Origin of the sequence: Enterobacter roggenkampii, assembly GCF_001729805.1 — a bacterium.
Taxonomy (GTDB): domain Bacteria; phylum Pseudomonadota; class Gammaproteobacteria; order Enterobacterales; family Enterobacteriaceae; genus Enterobacter; species Enterobacter roggenkampii.
Genome location: NZ_CP017184.1, coordinates 2,066,694 through 2,086,794, shown reverse-complemented (window position 1 = coordinate 2,086,794; position 20,101 = coordinate 2,066,694). Strand labels below are relative to the sequence as shown.

The following is a 20,101-nucleotide window of genomic DNA, read 5'->3' as shown; positions in this document are numbered from 1 at the left end:
AAGTTCAAGAATAATCGCAGAGCAGATTTGCGACATTAATACCTATTCCGTGGCATTGCCAGCAGGTAAAGCATGGCGAATATCAATGACCCCCAATACACCGAGTCGTACCGCCAGGGATCAAAATCAATATGTAAAAAACCGCTAACAAACTCATAGCCGTTGGCAAAAACGTTAATTTGAATGGCTGCGATGGCTATCACAAATAGCGTATAGGCAATGAACAGAGGATATTTATGAAGCCTGTTGACCTTGAGTTTCCCGAGGTACAACAAGAAAAAAACGACAATAGATACAATAAAATAGCATACGGCAGGTAGAATCGGTGGGGTTAATGACAACTCGAATTGTTCCGACATAATTAATTCTCTTTAGCTATCTGGTACATCTGCCAACCTGTGACGCTTCCACTGGTTAAATCCAGAGCCATCGCTGTTTTAGAAGCCTCTTGCCATCCTCTGATATAATCAGATTCAATGTTGCGAAACAGACTCCAGGATTTTTCTCGGGGAGCCAGTACTCTCCTGCCCGCGCCATAGGCTGATAAAGAGATATCAACTACTCCATAGACAATATCAGCTTCATTATTCCCATAGCCGAGTTTCGCTGCTACGTAACGATAAGCATCTCTTAGCGTGCCAGACCGATCTTCACGATAAAGAAGATAGTATCCATTTTCATACATGTTGTTTAGCCCATGAGTAATCATAGGTGCACCATACGCAGCACAGGCCAGACCCAGCGAACCGACGCATAAACTAGCGCCCCCATACACTTGCGCCCCACCGGCAACGAAACCGATCTGTTTAAGCGCTAAAGTCGTCGTTGTTGTTCGGTTTTTTTCAACAACAATAAATAACTTAGCTTTATTGAAGGTGAGTAAATCATCCTGTTCCTTAAGATGATGTATCTGTTCATCAAGTAATTGAATCCCGCCTGACCAGGTCAAGCAATGCGACTCGATCTCCCTTCTCAGGTGAGCAACAAGTTGTTGAGTTTCAAAAAACATACCAGCGGTACCATAAAGCAAATGCTTTGTGGCAATTCGCTGCGCAAGATTTTCAATCTCTAAGACTTTCTCTTCGAAATGACTTTTATCCCGATTATGGTTGTACATTCGGTCTCCCTGTCATTTTAAAATGATAGTAATAATACTACCTTCGATGTTAGGACATTCAAAGAGCTACGTCATTTTAACAGCTAAAGGTAGTCACATTTTCAAGCATTGGGAAACCACTTACCCAAACATACGCACTTGTTGTGACTTTAGTCTCCCCCATAGCCCCCTTAGAGTAAAACAAGCAGACATGTCGCTGGTGTCAGTCCCGCTTAAGAAATCGGTGGATATGAATATCATGGAGTTAGGGTGCACATATGCTCTAGAATAATTGATAGAACTTATTGAATTCAATAATATTTTAGAAATTGTAAGATAATTTTAATCATGCTAACGTGAATGCAAAATCACTGGAGAAAGTCTTATGAAACTCGCGGTATACAGCACAAAGCAGTACGACAAAAAGTATCTGCAACATGTTAACGAGGCTTACGGGTTTGAGCTTGAATTTTTCGACTTTCTGCTGTCCGAAAAAACCGCCAAAACGGCGCACGGCTGTGAAGGCGTCTGCATTTTCGTAAACGATGACGGCAGTCGCCCGGTGCTGGAAGAGTTGAAAAAACAGGGGGTGAAGTACATCGCCCTGCGCTGTGCGGGCTTCAACAATGTGGACCTCGACGCGGCAAAAGAGCTGGGTCTGAAGGTGGTGCGCGTTCCGGCGTACTCCCCGGAAGCGGTGGCTGAACATGCGATTGGCATGATGATGTCCCTCAACCGTCGTATTCACCGCGCTTATCAGCGCACCCGTGACGCCAACTTCTCGCTGGAAGGGCTGACCGGCTTTACCATGTACGGCAAAACCGCTGGCGTAATCGGCACCGGTAAAATTGGCGTGGCTGCCCTGCGCATTCTGAAAGGCTTTGGCATGCGTCTGCTGGCATTCGATCCGTACCCAAGCGCCGCAGCGCTGGATCTGGGCGTGGAGTACGTCGACCTGCCGACCCTGTTCTCGCAGTCCGACGTGATTTCCCTGCACTGTCCGCTGACGCCGGAAAACTATCACCTGCTTAACCAGGCGGCGTTTGACCAGATGAAGGATGGCGTGATGATCATCAACACCAGCCGCGGCGGGCTGGTTGATTCTCAGGCTGCTATCGAAGCCCTGAAGACCCAGAAGATTGGCGCGCTGGGGATGGACGTGTATGAGAACGAACGCGATCTGTTCTTTGAAGACAAGTCTAATGACGTCATCCAGGACGACGTGTTCCGTCGCCTCTCTGCCTGCCATAACGTGCTGTTTACCGGTCACCAGGCGTTTCTGACGGCCGAAGCGCTGATCAGCATTTCTGAAACCACGCTGGGGAACCTGCAGCAGCTGGAAAAGGGCGAAGCGTGCCCTAACGAGCTGGCTTAAGTGCTACGCCGGGTGGGCGGCTAAGCCTCACCCGGCGCGTTTGTTTCCCAGCTCCGGTGCGCAACGCGCCACCAGAGCAGGACGGCAGCCAGCGCAATCGCGCTCAGGACACTGAATGCCGTCGCAAACGAGTAATGACCGGCGATCGTCCCGGTTAATGCCGGACTCATGGATGCCCCTACTCCCTGCATCAACATCACCACGCTCTGCCCGGCATTGACGTGCCCGCTTCCGCGCAGCAGCACCACAATAAACGACGGTACGACGACACCCAGGATCCCGGCGGCCAGGCCGTCGAGAATTTGTACCGGGATCATCATTAACGGCGCATCCGTCGACGCCGCCAGCGCCGCGCGCACCGGCATCACCAGTAGCGCCAGCATAATTAAGCGCCAGTAGCCGTAGCGGTCTATTCGGTTGGCGACCCAGATGGCGACGGGGATCATCACGGCCTGGGAGATGATAACGGTGCCCGCCGCGTACAAACCGGGGTTGATCGAGGCGGGCGCGGCGGCCACCCTCATGCTCAGCATCGGCAGCAGCGCGGCGTTCGCCAGGTGAAAGAGCAGCAGCGTCAGTCCGGTCACCAACAGCGCCCGGTTTTTTATCAGCACGGCAAATCCGGGAACCGGCAGGCTCGCGGAAGAGGACAGCCCACGCGCCGCGTCGTTGTCGATATCCCCGTTGCGAATGGCAAGCAGCGCGCAGAGCGTTAACAGCGTGGTACAGGTCATCAGCAGGAAAATTCCGCCGACGCCCCAGTACCAGGCAATGCCCCCTGCAATCAGTGCGGTAACAAAGTTGCCGCCGTGATTGAACGCCTCATTTTTGCCCATCTGCGCGCTGAATCCGCTCTGGCCGGTCAGCCCCAGGGTAATTCCGGCGATCAGCGGACCGACAAACGCCGCGCAGATACCGGAGACAATTTGCGAAACGGCGACAACAGCGCTCTGCTGGCTAAACCAGAGCAAGAGCGTGCTAAGAGTGATGAGCAGGCACACCAGCGCCAGCACGGTCCGCTTGCTGCGCGAGGTGTCGGTGATGAATCCCGCCGGCAGCGTGGCCAGTAGTCCCGCCAGCCCACCGGCCGTCATCAGAATGCCGATATCATCGGGAGCCCAGTGGCGTTCGGTCAGAAAAATACCGAGAAAAGGACCGAGGCCATCGCGGACATCCGCAATGAAAAAACTTGTCAGGCACAATGCCCGCAGCGAACGAAGAGACATACTTCCTGCCTTTGTCTGTTATCGCCTGTAAAAAAGAAAATGTAGTATACCGGGTATTTTTGAAAATCAGATGACGTCTTAAAAAACATGCTTTCCGAACTTAAACAATTCATAACGGACGATGTTTTTTCACTTTACTCATAATCGGCCCTGACTATACTGGCAATAAATTTTCACAGGAGTCCTTCGTTGGAAAGTTATTTTATCGTCGATACGAAGGTAAGCTGACGCGATTTTCTCGCTGCTTACCTTAAGGGTGGGCAGCAATCCTCTTGACGTGATTGCATCCCAATACATTAAGAACGACCAAATTTTTGGGGCATCGCGATGTTCATGTTTCATCATTCACTCTTTCCGCCGCCCTCGCGCTGACATGCTTTGCGTTTTAACGGCGTCATATTGTGCTTTGTGAAGCGCTGACGCTTATCGTGTAACCATGTTAACAGGCGACAGGCTGATGTTCCCTTATATCTCTCATCTGCTCGCAGCGATGCTGCTGGGCGCAATTATTGGCGCGGAAAGACAGTGGCGCCAGCGTATGGCCGGGCTTCGTACCAATGCTCTGGTTGCAACGGGTGCGGCCGTGTTTATTTTAAGTTCCCTCTCGACGTCACCCGATAGCCCGGGGCGTATTGCAGCGCAGATTGTCTCCGGAATAGGCTTTCTTGGCGCTGGCGTTATTATGCGTGAGGGAATGAATATTCGCGGTCTTAATACCGCCGCGACGCTGTGGTGTTCGGCCGGAATTGGCGTGCTATGTGGATTAGGTCAATTCTGGAATGCCGGTATGGCCAGCGTGATTATTCTGTGCGCCAACATCCTGCTTCGCGAAGCTGCGCAGCGGATTAATCAACTGCCCGCGCTCCATGAAGGCGAAAAATGCTATGTCCTGAAAATCACCTGTGATGACGAGCATGAAGATGCGGTGCGGCAGAGTGTGGTCAACATGGCGAAAGAGTTGACGTTGAGTCTGAAAGCCATTTATTGCGATACGGCGCAAGCAGAAGGAAAAACTGAAATACGGGCCGAGGTAATGACCCGTGAGGAATACCGGAAATTACTCGAGCTAATTATGGGTAATATCGGCGGGAATAAAATTATGGCTTCCGTAAGCTGCCACGCAATATGAACACGATACCGGGCATTGCGCCCGGTTGAGGCTTTGCCGTTTTGCAGAAAACGGACCGTGACGCGAAGAGATTCATCCCCGGATGTCCCTGTTCGTTGTCACGCCACGTTGGCAAGATCACGGACAGGTTCGACTGTACGCCTATCACATAACCGAAATTTGTACCCGTTATGACACCCTGCTCTCTGTTTTGCTGAAATTAACGATCTACCTTGAGTTGTGTGAAAAACACTCAGGAGGGACACATGTACAACTCAATTTTGGTTCCCATTGACATTTCCGAGGATAGCCTGACGCACATGGTTATCCCGTTCGTTCAGGCACACACCGCACTTAACACGGCCAAGGTTCACTTTCTTACTGTCATTCCATCGCTTCCCTATTATTCATCGTTAGGTTTGGCCTACTCCGTGGAAATGCCGAAGATGAAAGAATTCCAGCACGCTGCTTTAGCGAAACTGGATGAGATTGTTAAGCAATTCAAAATTCCTGCAGATAAGATACAGACTCACGCCGTGACGGGATCGCCTAAGGATCAAATCCTTAAGCTCGCTGACACAATCGGCGCCGACCTGATTATCATTGCCTCCAACAAACCTGACATATCGACGTATCTGTTGGGTTCGAACGCTGCGGCTGTGGTGCGGCATGCGAAATGCCCTGTGCTGGTCGTTAGATAGAACGCGCTTGCGCCTCTGTATACGGTCAGATAGCAGATGACAAAAAACCGGGCGAGAAGCCCGGTTTTTCATTTTCGCTTCCCGGCGTAAAGCGTGTGAAGCTGATGGAAGCACACTTTAAAGATCTATTCTGTTTGCGTTTAAATTTAATTCCGTAATGGAAGCCGGTTTTCCAAGCAAGTAGCCCTGAACTTCATCACATCTATTTTTTTTAAGAAAAGAGAGCTGTTCGGTGGTCTCCACCCCTTCTGCAGTGACCGCCATTGAATAGGCCTTACCCAGATCGATAATTTTTTCTACGACTGATTGGTTCTGTGGAGAATCGGCCAGGGTAAAAATAAAACTCTTGTCGAGCTTGAGTCCATCAAACTGAAACTTCCGGAGATAGCTCAGAGAGGCATAGCCGGTACCGAAATCGTCAATCAAAATACGGACGCCCATTTTTTTGAGAGCCTTCATGGTCTGCAAGGTCTTTTCAGGATCGGAAAGCGTGACATTTTCCGTCACTTCTATTTCCAGTCGGTCAGGTTCTAGCCCTGTTTCGTGCAGGATCTCTTTTATCCTTTCAGCAAGATCGCTTGCCTGGAATTCGATAGCGGAAATATTTACGGATACCGATAGCCCCGGCAATTTATCTTTTGTCTCCGCACACGCTTTGCGTATGACCCAGTTGCTGAGGTTAATAATCAGACCTGTTTCTTCAGCCAGCGGGATGAACTGATCGGGCATCATCGTCCCTCGGTGCGGGTGCTGCCAACGTACCAGCGCTTCGACGGCCTCTATCTTAGAATATCGGAGGTTATAACGCGGCTGGTACACCAGATAGAGTTGCTCTTCGCGAATCGCGGTTTTCAGTTCGAGTTCCAGTTTTCTCCGTTCAGTTAACTTTTCCGACATATCCGGGCGATAATAGACCCATCTGTTTCTGCCGGATTGCTTAGCCTGGTAAAGCGCAATATCGGCATAGCGTAAAAGATCGTTTGCGCTGCTGCTATCCAGGGGAGCCAGCGCAATCCCCATGCTTACGCCTATTGCGACATCATTACCCTCAATGGAGAAAGGACGGTTGAGTTCCTGTACGATGCGGTGACACACCTCATCAATCTGGTCTTTTTGGCTGGTATTGCCGAGAAGAAGCATAAATTCATCCCCTCCCTGCCGTGCGACAAAATCACCTCGACGAACGCAATTTTTAAGACGTAGAGCGACCTCGCCAAGCAGCGCATCCCCCGTGGAGTGCCCAAAAATATCATTGACGGGTTTAAACTTGTCTAAATCGAGGCAAATCATGGCAAAGGGATAATGGTTAAGGTCTTCTTTAGCCAACTGGCCTGCCAGAAATTCCTTAATATGATAGCGGTTCGGCAGACCGGTTAATTCATCATGACGTGACAGGAACTCCACCCGTTTAGTTGCTTCAACTTCCAGAGAAACGTCGGTTGCCGCGCCTCGCAAGACCACCGTTCCATCAGGCTGAGCAGAAAGCTTTGCCAGAAGCGTGCAATAGGCCGTAGATTGTTGCGCATGAATATAAGGACAGCTCTTAAATTCAAAGCGTTCAGTTAATTCCCTGAACCTCACACAGTCTTGTAATAATCCGGTTGTAGAAGGAAAGAGCTCATCCAGCCTGCGGCCTATCCATTTGCTATTTTCATATCCCGTTACTGTAGAAAAACGACCTGAAAGCCAGGTTATCTTTAACGATAAATCTGTTTCCCAGAACCAGTCGCTGGTTGTTTCACTGACGTCCCGGAATCGTTTTTCACTGGTGATAAGATTCAACCGCGCCTGCTCGAGGAGAAAGGTATTTTCGTCAAGCATTCTCGCCTTCTGCATAATATGGCGCATGAGAATAACCGTCATCGATACCGTCAGAATAACTGAAAGAATGAGTAATGGTAAAAAATAAATAATCAACGCCTGGCCGGGGTTTTCACCGTCCCAGATAATTTGCACATCACCATTCTGGGTGCTTAAGGTAAATTCTGTTTGATTGTTTATTTGAGAAGTGACTGCATCAGGTGACGTACGAACATTTTTAATACCGGCATCCTGCCCAATCGCGAGGAGTTTTTTAGCCGTTAACTTGTCTACAAACACCATTATCGACGGTTTCCCCGGCAAGGGTTGCACGCTCGCGTCATCGCCCGTTGTTATCCATTCAGCAGAAACAATGGCTGGAATGGAATCGATAAGCGTGAGTATAGAAACCGGCAATCCATTGTTAACGCTCACCTCACGGAGTAATCGCTCCTTGGTTGATTTATCTAACCAGCGCCCGAGATCCTGAAGCTTCAGTTTCCCGTCAAGCACGCTGTATCGCGTGGTTCCTTCCGGGGAGAGAATAAACACCCCTTCGTAGCCAAAGTTGTCATACAGGGACTTACCCAGGTTCTGCTTATCCCATGCCCAGTGAACGTCAGTGTTCAAATGAAGATGTTTGTAGGCATCTCCCCATTCAGCATTATCTTTCAAGTGACTTCGCATGCTTTCCTGGCGGGAATCCAGGGCTTTCCTTAACAAAAATTCATCGTGCTTATCGCTGATTTTATTAACATTATTCTTTATTAATAGCAGGGAAATTATTGCCGCAATGAAAATACTTATCAACAATGTCACTATATAGGTAAAGGTTTTATTTATCAGCCCCTTAGAAGGCTCGGCATCCGTAAAACCGGGATTGTTCAGAGGTAGGGTCATCATTCGCCTTCTTAACTGCTAATACGTCAATTTTATGCCACCTTTATTTATCGACAAAGAATAATAAAAATTTATAGTTAAAACCCTTAAGCTTAAAGAACATTTGATTTTTACAATCCAGATCAAATTATTAGCTCTCTTACAGCCTGAATTCGGTTAAATACTTCTCCCGGAGGGAGTGACCTTTAACCTCGCCGGTTTTATTTATAAAGAACATAATCTTAGTTTTTATGCTGTAACGGTTACAGGCGTATAAAAAACCGGGCGTAAAGCCCGGTTTTTATTCATACGGCATTGACTCTATTCGCTCAATCCGCGGTTATCCAGCATCGGCTCAATCTTCGGATCGTGCCCGCGCCAGTTGCGATACAGTTCGGCTAAATCTGTGCTGTTCCCGCGCGACAAAATGGCCTCGCGGAATTTTTGCCCGTTTTCACGCGTCAACCCGCCCTGCTCGACAAACCACTGGTAGCCATCGTCCGCCAGCATCTGCGTCCACAGGTAGGCGTAATACCCCGCCGCGTAGCCGCCGCCGAAGATATGGGCAAAATAGCTGCTGCGGTAGCGCGGCGGCACGGCAGGCAGATCCAGCCCCTCTTTTTTCAACGCTGCCGCTTCAAAATCCTCCACGCTCAAAACGGCCTCGCTGATGCCGTGCCAGTTCATGTCCAGCAGCGCGGCACCCAGCAGTTCGGTCATGTCATAACCCTTGTTGAAATGGGTCGCGTTTAGCATGCTTTCCCGCAGCGCGTCCGGCATCGGTTCGCCGGTTTCGTAATGGCGCGCATAGTGGGTAAACACCTGAGGATGGCTGGCCCAGTGCTCGTTGATTTGCGACGGGAACTCAACAAAATCACGCGGCGTATTGGTGCCGGAAAGCGTGGCGAAACGCTGGCTGGCAAAGAGACCGTGCAGCGTATGGCCAAACTCGTGGAACAGGGTTATTACGTCATCCCAGGAGAGAAGCGCGATACCGCCATTCGCCGGTTTCTGGTAGTTACAGACGTTGTAGATCACCGGACGGGCAGCAAACTCGAAGGATTGCTCGACGAAATTCCCCATCCATGCCCCGCCCTGCTTGGAATCACGGGCAAAGAAGTCACCGTAAAACAGCGCCATGCCTTCGCCGGTGTGGTCGAAAATTTCCCATACGCGGACGTCCGGGTGATACACCGGGATATCGAAGCGCTCGACGAAGCGAATGCCAAACAGCTGGCTGGCAGCCCAGAATACGCCATCCTGCAGCACGGTATTGAGCGCAAAGTAGGGCCTGATCTGCGACTCATCGAGGGCATATTTTGCCTGGCGCACGCGCTCCGCATAAAAGGCCCAGTCCCAGGCCTCCACGTTGAAACCGCCCTGCTCGTCGTCGATGACTTTCTGAATATCGGCCTGTTCGCGTTCCGCGCGGGCGCGGGCGGCAGGCACAATGCCGCGCATAAATTCCAGCGCGGCGGCCGGGGTTTTCGCCATCTGGTCAGCGATGCTCCAGCTGGCGTAATCCTCAAAGCCCAGCAGACGGGCCTGCCGCGCGCGCAGCGCCGTCAGACGAAGAATCAGCGCGCGGGTGTCGTTTTCGTCCCCTTTCTGGGTACGCGTCCAGCCTGCGTTGAAGAGGTTTTCGCGGGTCTGACGATTGCGCAGCGCGGAAAGCGCGGGCTGCTGGGTGGTGTTCAAAAGCGGGATCAGCCAGCGATCGTTTAGCCCTCGCTCCGCGGCAGCCTGCGCCGCGTCAGCGATCTCCGTTGCGCTGAGCCCGTCAAGCTGGTGCGCATAATCCACCACCAGCCCACCGGTCTTATCGGCAGCCAGCAGACGCTGGTTAAACTGGCTGGTCAGGGAGGCCGCCTCGGTATTCAGCGCCTTCAGCTCGGCCTTTTCTGTCTCATTCAGACGCGCACCGGCCAGAATAAACCGCTGATACAGCTCCTCGACCAGACGACGGCATTCGGCGTCCAGCGCGGCACGGTCCTGCCAGACGCTCTCCACGCGGGCAAACAGCGCGTCATTCAGCCAGATATCGTTTGCCAGCGCGGCAAGCTCGGTGGAGAACTGTTCTTCCAGCTCCTGTAAAAACGGATTGGTGTGCGCGGAAGTCATGGCGAAGAACACGCTGCTGACACGCGAGAGCATGGCGCCGCTCTTCTCCAGCGCCAGCACGGTGTTCGTGAAGTCAGGCGCAGCGGCCTGAGCGACAATCGCGTCAATGTCCGCCCGCTTCTGGCGAAGGGCTTCATCGAAGGCCGGACGATAGTGGCTGTCGTTGATCTGATCAAAATGGGGGGCCTGGTAAGGCAGCAGGCTGATGTCAAAAAAGGGATTCGTGGCCGTCATCTTTCACTCCTGAGTACGGGTATCCTCCCAGAGTAGGCCAGGCCGCCATCCCCTGCAACGCTGTCATACAAATGTTGCCTTAACGCACCCTCTGCGGCCGTGCTATGTTAGTAAAACACAAAAAGCGTTGAGGAACAGTGAGATGATTATTTTAGTTACCGGGGCAACGGCAGGTTTTGGTGAAAGCATCACGCGTCGCTTCGTCGCCAACGGGCACAAGGTTATTGCAACGGGCCGCCGTCAGGAACGTCTGCAGGAGCTGAAGGACGAATTAGGCGACAGCATCCTGACCGCGCAGCTGGACGTGCGTAACCGCGCGGCGATTGAAGAGATGATTGCCAACCTGCCCGCCGAGTGGCGCGCCATCGACGTGCTGGTCAACAATGCCGGTCTGGCGCTGGGCATGGAGCCGGCCCACAAAGCCAGCGTGGAAGACTGGGAAAACATGATCGACACCAACAACAAAGGGCTGGTCTATATGACCCGCGCGGTGCTGCCGGGCATGGTTGAGCGCAATCGCGGCCACATTATCAATATCGGCTCCACCGCCGGAAGCTGGCCTTATGCAGGCGGCAACGTCTACGGGGCGACGAAAGCGTTTGTGCGCCAGTTCAGCCTTAACCTGCGTACCGATCTGCACGGCACCGCCATTCGCGTCACCGACATCGAGCCGGGCCTGGTGGGTGGCACCGAGTTTTCCAACGTGCGTTTCAAAGGCGATGACGCGAAAGCAGACAAAACCTATGAAAACGCGAACGCCCTGACGCCGGAAGATGTCACCGAAACGGTCTGGTGGGTCGCGACGCTGCCAAAACACGTCAACATCAATACCGTAGAAATGATGCCGGTCAGCCAGAGTTTTGCCGGGCTTAGCGTGCATCGTGGCTAACGCTGCCCTTCCCGGCCTGCGGGCCGGGTCTGTTTCGGGTTATAAAAGAATGGTAGTATGTTCAGGCTAACTCTCTGAGAAATGACAACTCATGGCCGCTGAATCGCAACTCAATCCCACCCAGCCCGTAAACCAGCAAATCTATCGCATTTTGCGACGTGATATTGTCCATTGCCTGATCCCACCGGGAACGCCGCTTTCTGAAAAAGAGGTGTCCGTGCGTTTTGACGTTTCCCGTCAGCCGGTGCGTGAAGCGTTTATTAAGCTTGCGGAAAACGGTCTGATTCAGATCCGCCCGCAGCGCGGCAGCTACGTGAACAAAATTTCACTCTCTCAGGTGCGCAACGGCTGTTTTGTTCGCCAGGCCATTGAATGCGCGGTGGCGCGCCGTGCCGCAACGCTTATCAACGACAAGCAATGTTACCTGCTGGAGCAAAACCTGCATCAGCAGCGGATTGCGATTGACCGTAAGCAGTTGAATGATTTCTTCCAGCTTGATGATGAATTCCACCAGAAACTGGCGCAGATTGCAGATTGCCAGCTGGCCTGGGACACCATCGAAAACATCAAGGCCACCATCGACCGCGTGCGTTATATGAGTCTCGATCACGTCTCTCCGCCGGAAATGCTGCTCCGACAGCATCATGATATTTTCAGCGCGCTGGAAAAACGCGACCCGGACGGCGTGGAAAAAGCGATGACGCTGCATCTGCAGGAAATTAGCGAATCCGTGCAGCTGATTCGTCAGGAAAATAGCGAGTGGTTTAGCGAAGAATAATATTTCGCCGCGCCCTTTCGGGTGCGGCGATGGGTTTAGCGAACGACTAACACCGGAATGGTGGCGTAGCGCAGGATAGATTCCGCATTTGATCCCAGCAGATGGGTGGTGATGCCCGGGTTTTTCGACCCGATGACGATCGCGTCATATTCCCCCTCTTTGCTCAGCCTGATAATTTCATCGCGGACGTTGCCAAAGCGAACCAGACAGTCAATTTTCTCCGGCGAGATATCGAACAGTCGTTTTAACGCGTTCATTTTCTTCCCGGATTCCTCAGTCATATATTCTTCGAACTTTTTAATATCGGCGTTAAAACCGCGCAGCAGGGATCGGCTGCTGGTCGGCAGAATATTGACCAGGGTAATCGACGCGCCCTCGGCCTTCGCGAGGTTAGCCGCGTGGCGAACCGCTTTGTCACTCAAATCCATTTCAAATACATCAACAGGCATCAAAATCTTCTTATACATAAGCCTGGCTCCTTATTCCGATGAAAGGGTTATTTCCTGTATCCAGAATGGCATCGGGAATATAAACCAACCCTCAACGCTTCCCTAATGAAACTATCAGTTAATGAAAATAACGGTCTGCTTTGTCAATTGCTGTCGTGAACCGTCAGCGCCCGACGCAATAAAGAAAAAAGTGTGAGTTTGATCAAAAACAAAAACATCTGATGCAGACAGGCGTATTTATATGCCCCGTGAACGGCAACCCTGAAATAACGCCGTAACGAACAGGTTAGAGAGGAGAAAATACCATGATGACATACGACCGTAACCGCAATGCAATCACCACCGGCAGCCGCGTCATGATTAGCGGCACAGGCAAAACTGGCGTGATTAAAGCGATCCACAGCGACGGGCTGGATGCCGCGCAGGTGCGCCGCAGCAAAACGGTTGAAGTGGAAGGATGCGAAGGTAAGTTCGAACCGATTGAGCTGATTCGCCTGGGTATGCACTAAACGGTGCGCAGACATGCCGCCGCGAACGGCGGCATGTGCTGAATTACCGTTGAGACACGTACTGCGCCACGGTCGCTTTCGCGCCCTTTTGCAGCAGCGTCTGGTATGCCTTCATCACCGCATCAACAAAGACGGCTTCACGCGGTAGCTCCTTGCCAAAGATGGCTTCAATGCCGAGCAGCGCCCTGACCCGGTTTTCCCCTTCCGCACTGCTCTTCACCGCCGCCTGAATCACTGCCAGCTGCGGATCGCTCACGTCAATCGCGTTACCCTGCTCATCCACGCCCCCGACATAGCGCATCCACCCTGCCACGCCCAGCGCCAGCAGCGGGAAAGGCTTCTGATGCACCAGGTGCCAGCGCACGGAATCCAGCATGCGCTGCGGAAGCTTCTGGCTGCCGTCCATCGCAATTTGCCAGGTCCGATGGCGCAGGGCCGGGTTGCTGTAGCGGGCAATCAGGAGATCGGCATAGCGTCCTAAATCGACGCCTTTGACCTTCAGCGTAGGCGCCTGCTCGTTAAGCATCAGGGCGTGCGCGGCGACGCGGTAGTTTTCATCTTCCATACAGTCGTTAATATGCTGATAGCCCGCCAGATAGCCCAGGTACGCCAGGAATGAGTGGCTGCCGTTAAGCATGCGCAGCTTCATCTCTTCAAACGGGATAACATCTGACACCAGCTCGGCTCCGGCTTTTTCCCACGCTGGACGGCCGGCCACAAAGTTATCTTCGATCACCCACTGACGGAACGGTTCACAGGCCACCGCCGCCGGATCGCGCACGCCGGTAAGCTGTTCAATTTTATCCAGCGTGTCGGGGGTGACCGCAGGCACGATGCGATCCACCATCGTTGACGGGAAAGTAACGTGGGATTCGATCCAGTCCGCCAGTTCACCGTCTACCGCACGGGCGTACGCGCAGGTGACATTGCGCATCACGTGACCGTTCTCCGGCATGTTGTCGCAGGACATCACGCTAAACGCTGGCAAACCCGCCGCCTTACGCCGCGCGAGCGCTTCCACGACCACACCCGGCGCAGATATCGGCTGGTGCGGGTTTTGCAGGTCTGCGACGATAAAAGGGTGATCGAGCATCAGTTGCCCGGTCGCCGGGGAATGGCAGTACCCTTTCTCGGTGATGGTCAGCGAGACAATCGCCACCTGCGGTTCGCACATCGCGGCCAGCACCGTCTCGAGCCCGTCAACCTGCGCATGCAGCGCCTTTTTTACCACGCCAACCACGCGGGAGGTCCACGCATCGGCAGACATTTCCGCCACGGTATAGAGATTATCCTGCGCGTTCAGATCGGCAATCTGCTGTTCGCCGCCAATCAGGTTAACCTCACAGTATCCCCAGTCGCTACCGTGTTCCGCGGCGAGGATGTCGGCGTACACTGCCTGATGCGCACGGTGAAACGCGCCAAACCCTAAATGAACGATGCGTGCTTTAAGGCTGTCGCGATCGTACTGTGGCAGAGTCGCGTTGGCCTGTAATAAGGTATTTTCCATGATTAAGACTCGTTAATTAGAAAGCTGTGGATCGCTGCCGCCCATGCTGAAGCGGCAGCGCCTGCTGACTACACCAACTAGAATGGCAGCTGGAGTAAAAAAGCGAACTGCCATCAACCATACTGATACTGCCGTTTGAGTTTTTGATTTATATTAACTTTTGTTCATGTGGTGTGACACAAAATCAAAGTTGTGTGACAGGTAACGCAAGATATAAACCATCAGCGTCGAGAGGAGACGGCACCGTAACCGACCGTCTCTTTCGGCGCAGACTCGGCTGCGTCTTGCGCCGCGCTTAAATCACGGTCGCGCACTTCCGGCATCAGGATCGCCGAGATCAGTCCAATCACGGAATAGGCCACCAGCATGGCGACAATCGGCCACCAGGAGCCGGTCATATTGCAGAAAATCCCTGCCAGTACCGGACCAAAGCCCACCGCTACGAGACCGCCCGCCTCTTTGGAGATCGCCATACGGGTAAAGCGATTTCGCGAGCCAAACATCTCCGCCATGGTGATATTTTCCAGCGCAAACAGCCCCAGCACGGCGAAGTTATGGATAACGATGATGCAGAGCATGATCGTCCCCGGCGCATAGCTCTTATCGACGATGATCGACAGCATCGGATAGGCCAGAATAATGGCGGAGATATTGAGGATAATGTACGGCAGACGGCGCCCCACTTTATCGGAAAGCCAGCCCAGCAGCGGAATGGAGAAAAACCCGAGAATGGAGCTGATCATCAGCGCATCGGTCGGGATGGCCTTATCGAACAGCAGCGTCTGGACCAGATAACCCGCGAGGAAGGTCTGGATCAAACCTGAGTTCCCCGCCTGGCCGAAACGCAGGCCGGTCGCCAGCCAGAAGGATTTGCTTTTCACCATGGAACCCAGTGAGGTGTCCGGCTGCGCAGCTTGCACATCGTTCACTTTCTCAAAGACCGGGCTCTCCTTGAGGTTCATACGCAGCCAGATGGCGAAGATCATCACCACGACGCTGGCGAGGAAAGGCACGCGCCAGCCCCAGGCGAGCAGCTGTTCACGATCGAGGGCAAAAAACATGATGGCCCAGATCGCCGTTGCGCTCAGCGTCCCGCAGTTAGTCCCCATCGCCACCAGCGAGGAGATGATGCCGCGTTTACCTTTCGGCGCGTACTCCGCCAGCATGGTTCCGGCCCCGGAGATCTCGGCCCCGGCACCGAGGCCCTGAATAATGCGCAGCGTCACCAGCAGCACGGGGGCAAAAATCCCGATCTGCGCGTAGGTCGGCAGGACGCCAATCAGCGTGGTGCAGATCCCCATCATGGTGATAGTAATGAACAGCACCTTCTTACGACCAATGCTGTCGCCCATTCTGCCGAAGATAAAGGCGCCGACGATGCGCGCAATATAGCCTGCGCCGTAGGTGCCCATCGCGAGGATCAGCGCCATCGCGGCGGACTGTTCCGGGAAGAAGATCTCATGGAAGACCAGAGCGGCACCCAGCGAGTAAAGCTGGAAATCCATAAATTCCAGGGCAGTGCCCAGCCAGCCGGAAACGGCGGCTTTCACCAGATCGGATGTGGTTCTTTGAGGTTGTACTTGCGTCATAATGGCTATCTCTGAAAGGTAAGATGCGTACCACATAGCGCCTGTCTGCGCAGGCGCTTAACCGCGTAAATGATTATTGGCCGAACGTGAGCAAAACTTTGCAGCACTGCCGCTGGTCTTTCTCAAACAGTTCAATAGCGTCTTTAACGTGGTGATAGTCAAAGGTATGGGTGATCAGTTTTTCCGGGTCGATCAGCCCCCTCTTCAGCCAGTCGATAACGACCGGGAATTTGTTGGCGTTCAGGCGCGAGGAGAAGATCGCCAGCTCTTTGCCGGTGATGCCCTGCTGAACAATCTGGCTCGGCTCGCTGGAGAACCCCATCAGCACGATGCGCGCCGCCGGCGAGGCCAGGGTTATCGCTTCCTGCAAAATGGAGGGATGGCAGGCGGCATCAATGATTAACGTCGGTTTGATGCCTTTTTCCTCCAGCGCGGCCTGCAGCGACTGCTCACCGTTATTAAAGACCCAATCCGCGCCGCTGCGCCGGGCCATCGCCAGACGCTCGTCTATGCGATCAACCACGATAACCTGCTTCACCTGATAGACGCCTTTCAGGGCCTGAACCGTAACCAGCCCCATCGGCCCGGCGCCATATATCAGCGCGACGTCCTGTTCAGTCGGTTTCGCCTGCCCCGTTACGTTGGCGGCAATGGTGAAGGGCTCAACCATGACGGCGTGCTTATCAGGAATGTCATCCGGAATGGGCCAGGCGTTTTGTGCGGGCACGACCGCATATTCGCTAAAGCCGCCGTCACGGTGAACGCCCAGCACCACCAGCGAGGTGCAGACGTTCGGTTTTCCCACGGAGCACGGGTAGCAGTGCCCGCAGCTGATTACCGGATCCACCGAAACGCGCTGGCCCAGGCGCGCGCTGTCAACGCCCTCGCCCACGGCGTCAATCACGCCAAAAAACTCATGGCCGATGACGCGCGGATACTTCGCAAACGGGTTATGGCCGCGGTAGATGTGGCTATCCGACCCGCAGATCCCGGCCAGCTTGATACTGACGCGGACGTCACCTGCGCCAGGTACCGGGAGTTGACGCTCTTCAATTACCAGTTCGTTCGGCTGTTGAATCACTACGCTTTTCATCGTTTGCTCCTCGCTTACCAGTTCCACAGCGTGCCGTCTTCAAGACGGGCCACCGGCAGATAGGCCGGATCGTACGGGTATTTCGCCGCCAGCTTCTCATCAAATTCGATGCCCAGCCCCGGCTTGTCGCCCGGATGCATAAAGCCGTTATCAAAGCGCCAGCTGTGCGGGAAGACCTCCAGCATCTGTTCGGAGTAGCCCATATATTCCTGCACGCCGAAGTTCGGCACCCACAGGTCGAAATGCAGCGCCGCGGCATGGCACACGGGCGACAGATCCGATGGACCGTGCGAGCCGGTCCGCACCTGATAGAGCGACGCGAAGTCCGCGATGCGGCGCATCCCGGTGATGCCGCCCGCGTGGGTAATGGTGGTGCGGATATAGTCGATCAGCTGCTCTTCGATGAGCTGCTTGCAGTCCCAGATGCTGTTAAACACTTCTCCTACCGCAATGGGCGTAACGGTGTGCTGGCGGATCAGGCGGAAGCAAGCCTGGTTTTCCGCAGGGGTGGGATCCTCCATCCAGAACATGCGGTATGCTTCAATGCTCTTGCCGAAGCGCGCCGCTTCGATGGGCGTCAGGCGGTGGTGCATGTCGTGCAGGAGGTGCTCATTGAAGCCGAATTTATTACGCACCGCGTCGAACAGCTTCGGCGTGAAGTCGAGGTATTTTTCGGTGGACCAGAGCTGCTCTTCCGGCCAGTCGCCTTTGGTCGCAGGCTCGTAGGCCAGCCCCTTCCCTTTGGCCATGCCGTAGGTGGTTTTCATGCCCGGCACGCCGCACTGCACGCGGATCGCCTTAAAGCCCATCTCTTTGTGACGGGCGTAATCTTCCAGCACGTCGTCAATGGTGTGGCCGGTGGTGTGACAGTAGACCATCACCCCTTCGCGTGAGGCGCCACCCAGCAGCTGGTAGAGCGGCATGTTGGCCGCTTTGGCTTTGATATCCCACAGCGCCATATCCACGGCGGAGATGGCCGACATGGTAACCGGACCGCGACGCCAGTAAGCACCTTTGTAGAAGAACTGCCAGATGTCTTCGATGCGGTGCGCATCGCGGCCAATGAGCTGGGGGCAAAGGTGATCCTTCAGGTATGAGGCCACGGAGAGCTCACGTCCGTTTAGCGTGGCGTCACCGAGACCGACAATCCCCTCATCGGTGGTGATTTTAAGGGTGACAAAGTTCCTCCCCGGGCAGGTAACAAACACGTCAGCCGCGACAATCTTCATAATTCCTTTCCTTACATCGTTCGTTGTGATGCCGGAAATTTACGCAACTACACTACTACCATACAAGTATAATGATCGTAAAATAAGCTAACGATCACAAAACCGGGGGCTCATGCGCGGCCCCATCCCGCCACAATAATCAGCATACCGCACAGGGCAATCAGCGCGCCGGCCCAGTCATAGACGCTGAGCTTGACACCGTCCACCACGCGCAGCCACAGCAGCGCCGTGCAGACATAGACGCCGCCGTAAGCCGCATAAACGCGCCCGCTGGCCGCCGGATGCAGCGTTAACAGCCAGACAAAAAGAGCAAGTGCAACGCTTGCCGGAATGAGCAGCAATACGGTTCCACCCTTTTTGAGCCAGAGCCAGGGCAGGAAGCAGCCGATGATTTCACACAGCGCAGTCGCAAAAAAAAGCAGCGTCGTTTTAAGCATATTTCACGTCAGGTGAGGATTTATTTAACCATCATACCTGATGATGCCCTTTACTTTTCCATACTTGCTCCGCGGGTATGCCGTCATTTCGCTTTAGTGTAGAATCTGTACGGGGTAACTTGATTATCTGCACCCATTTAAAAGGAAACGCTATGACCACATTAAGCAAACGCCTTTGTCTGACAGCCCTGCTGGCGCTGTCATCGTTCGCCTTTGCCGCCTCTGCGACAGCGGAAACCAGCAAGCTCATTATTGAGTCTGGTGACAGCGCGCAAAGCCGCCAGAACGCCGCGATGGACAAAGAACAATGGAATGACACCCGTAGCCTTCGCCAGAAGGTCAACAAACGTGCCGAAAAAGAGTGGGACAAAGAAGATGTCGCTTTTGACGCGCGCGATAAGTGTCAGCAAAGTGCAAACGTCAATGCCTACTGGGAGCCTAACACCCTGCGCTGCCTGGATCGCCGCACTGGCCGCACGGTAGCCCCATAATGTCGGCGCCCTGCGACGTTAAACTCCGTCCGCTGGAGCGTGAAGACCTGCGCTTTGTCCACCAGCTCGACAACAATGCCAGCGTAATGCGCTACTGGTTCGAAGAGCCTTATGAGGCCTTTGTCGAGCTGTCCGATCTCTACGATAAGCACATTCACGATCAGAGTGAACGTCGTTTTGTGGTGGAGTGTGAAGGTGAAAAAGCCGGGCTGGTGGAGCTGGTTGAGATCAACCACGTTCACCGTCGGGCGGAGTTCCAGATCATCATCTCCCCTGAGCATCAGGGAAAAGGCCTTGCGTCACGCGCGGCCAGGCTGGCAATGGATTACGGATTCAACGTTCTGAATCTCTACAAGCTTTACCTGATTGTGGACAAAGAGAACGAAAAAGCGATCCATATCTATCGCAAGCTGGGCTTTATGGTGGAAGGCGAGCTGATTCACGAGTTCTTTATCAACGGTGAATACCGCAACACCATCCGCATGTGCATTTTCCAGCATCAGCACCTGGCCGGACATAAACCGTCAGGCGCCAGCCTGCTGAAACCTACCGCGCAGTAAGATTGATGACAAACCGTGTCATAAACCGTT

The 20,101-nt window shown here is 53.5% G+C and carries 19 protein-coding genes; 8 read left to right on the top strand and 11 right to left on the bottom strand.

The genetic code is table 11. The features are described 5' to 3' along the window. Positions 1–35 precede the first annotated feature (35 nt). Positions 36–359, bottom strand: a complete 324-nt coding sequence (locus BFV67_RS09780) for a hypothetical protein (RefSeq protein WP_008502390.1) — start codon at positions 357–359, stop codon at positions 36–38. Between the two features lie 2 nt (positions 360–361). Next, a complete protein-coding gene (locus BFV67_RS09775) occupies positions 362–1,117 on the bottom strand; it encodes a DUF4225 domain-containing protein (protein WP_023327356.1) in 756 nt (251 codons plus the stop codon). A gap of 364 nt (positions 1,118–1,481) precedes the next feature. Between BFV67_RS09775 and BFV67_RS09770 the strand changes: the two genes are divergently transcribed. Then, positions 1,482–2,471 (top strand): 2-hydroxyacid dehydrogenase, encoded by a 990-nt coding sequence (locus BFV67_RS09770; RefSeq protein WP_008502392.1) that lies wholly within the window; start codon positions 1,482–1,484, stop codon positions 2,469–2,471. A gap of 20 nt (positions 2,472–2,491) precedes the next feature. On the opposite strand, the gene BFV67_RS09765 is transcribed toward BFV67_RS09770, so the two are convergent. Then, positions 2,492–3,697: an MFS transporter gene (locus BFV67_RS09765; protein ID WP_069598220.1), complete on the bottom strand. Its 1,206-nt coding sequence runs from the start codon at positions 3,695–3,697 to the stop codon at positions 2,492–2,494. A 457-nt stretch (positions 3,698–4,154) separates the two neighbouring features. Here BFV67_RS09765 and BFV67_RS09760 point away from each other — a divergent pair, with 457 nt between their 5' ends. Together BFV67_RS09760 and uspF are read left to right on the top strand one after the other, a co-directional pair. Then, positions 4,155–4,826, top strand: a complete 672-nt coding sequence (locus BFV67_RS09760) for an MgtC family protein (RefSeq protein ID WP_025911395.1) — start codon at positions 4,155–4,157, stop codon at positions 4,824–4,826. A 245-nt stretch (positions 4,827–5,071) separates the two neighbouring features. Next, positions 5,072–5,506, top strand: coding sequence for a universal stress protein UspF (gene uspF / locus BFV67_RS09755; RefSeq protein WP_069598219.1), 435 nt, complete (start codon positions 5,072–5,074; stop codon positions 5,504–5,506). A gap of 117 nt (positions 5,507–5,623) precedes the next feature. On the opposite strand, the gene BFV67_RS09750 is transcribed toward uspF, so the two are convergent. Both BFV67_RS09750 and dcp read right to left on the bottom strand, forming a co-directional pair. Then, positions 5,624–8,206 carry a bifunctional diguanylate cyclase/phosphodiesterase gene (locus BFV67_RS09750; RefSeq protein ID WP_069598949.1) on the bottom strand — a complete coding sequence of 861 codons (2,583 nt, stop codon included), beginning with the start codon at positions 8,204–8,206 and terminating at the stop codon, positions 5,624–5,626. Positions 8,207–8,506: 300 nt separating this feature from the next. Beyond that, positions 8,507–10,540 carry a peptidyl-dipeptidase Dcp gene (gene dcp / locus BFV67_RS09745; protein ID WP_045353886.1) on the bottom strand — a complete coding sequence of 678 codons (2,034 nt, stop codon included), beginning with the start codon at positions 10,538–10,540 and terminating at the stop codon, positions 8,507–8,509. Positions 10,541–10,682: 142 nt separating this feature from the next. Between dcp and ydfG the strand changes: the two genes are divergently transcribed. Both ydfG and BFV67_RS09735 read left to right on the top strand, forming a co-directional pair. Continuing rightward, on the top strand, positions 10,683–11,429 hold the full coding sequence (ydfG, locus tag BFV67_RS09740; RefSeq protein WP_023292548.1) for a bifunctional NADP-dependent 3-hydroxy acid dehydrogenase/3-hydroxypropionate dehydrogenase YdfG: 747 nt from the start codon (positions 10,683–10,685) through the stop codon (positions 11,427–11,429). Positions 11,430–11,520: 91 nt separating this feature from the next. Continuing rightward, complete coding sequence (locus tag BFV67_RS09735) at positions 11,521–12,207, top strand: GntR family transcriptional regulator (protein WP_008502405.1); 687 nt, start codon at positions 11,521–11,523, stop codon at positions 12,205–12,207. A 35-nt stretch (positions 12,208–12,242) separates the two neighbouring features. Here the strand turns inward: BFV67_RS09735 and BFV67_RS09730 are convergent, their stop codons facing one another. After that, complete coding sequence (locus tag BFV67_RS09730; RefSeq protein ID WP_044596338.1) at positions 12,243–12,674, bottom strand: universal stress protein; 432 nt, start codon at positions 12,672–12,674, stop codon at positions 12,243–12,245. Between the two features lie 287 nt (positions 12,675–12,961). Here BFV67_RS09730 and ydfZ point away from each other — a divergent pair, with 287 nt between their 5' ends. After that, positions 12,962–13,165: a putative selenium delivery protein YdfZ gene (gene ydfZ / locus BFV67_RS09725; protein ID WP_014883679.1), complete on the top strand. Its 204-nt coding sequence runs from the start codon at positions 12,962–12,964 to the stop codon at positions 13,163–13,165. A gap of 43 nt (positions 13,166–13,208) precedes the next feature. Here the strand turns inward: ydfZ and BFV67_RS09720 are convergent, their stop codons facing one another. From BFV67_RS09720 to BFV67_RS09700, 5 genes are all read right to left on the bottom strand, one after another. After that, a complete protein-coding gene (locus tag BFV67_RS09720; RefSeq protein ID WP_069598218.1) occupies positions 13,209–14,672 on the bottom strand; it encodes a mannitol dehydrogenase family protein in 1,464 nt (487 codons plus the stop codon). Positions 14,673–14,893: 221 nt separating this feature from the next. Continuing rightward, entirely contained in the window at positions 14,894–16,261 is a 1,368-nt protein-coding gene (locus BFV67_RS09715; protein WP_069598217.1) for an MFS transporter, read from the bottom strand. Between the two features lie 73 nt (positions 16,262–16,334). Further along, a complete protein-coding gene (locus tag BFV67_RS09710) occupies positions 16,335–17,354 on the bottom strand; it encodes a Zn-dependent oxidoreductase (RefSeq protein WP_025911408.1) in 1,020 nt (339 codons plus the stop codon). 14 nt (positions 17,355–17,368) lie between these two features. Then, a complete protein-coding gene (gene rspA / locus BFV67_RS09705) occupies positions 17,369–18,583 on the bottom strand; it encodes a starvation-sensing protein RspA (RefSeq protein ID WP_069598216.1) in 1,215 nt (404 codons plus the stop codon). Positions 18,584–18,693: 110 nt separating this feature from the next. Beyond that, positions 18,694–19,020 carry a YnfA family protein gene (locus BFV67_RS09700; protein WP_059361347.1) on the bottom strand — a complete coding sequence of 109 codons (327 nt, stop codon included), beginning with the start codon at positions 19,018–19,020 and terminating at the stop codon, positions 18,694–18,696. Between the two features lie 152 nt (positions 19,021–19,172). Between BFV67_RS09700 and BFV67_RS09695 the strand changes: the two genes are divergently transcribed. After that, the gene (locus BFV67_RS09695; RefSeq protein ID WP_008502414.1) at positions 19,173–19,511 is read left to right on the top strand and encodes a DUF1283 family protein; all 339 of its coding nucleotides are present in this window, start codon (positions 19,173–19,175) and stop codon (positions 19,509–19,511) included. Continuing rightward, a complete protein-coding gene (gene speG / locus BFV67_RS09690; RefSeq protein WP_008502415.1) occupies positions 19,511–20,071 on the top strand; it encodes a spermidine N1-acetyltransferase in 561 nt (186 codons plus the stop codon). Before BFV67_RS09695 ends, speG begins: the two co-directional genes overlap by 1 nt. Positions 20,072–20,101: the final 30 nt, after the last annotated feature.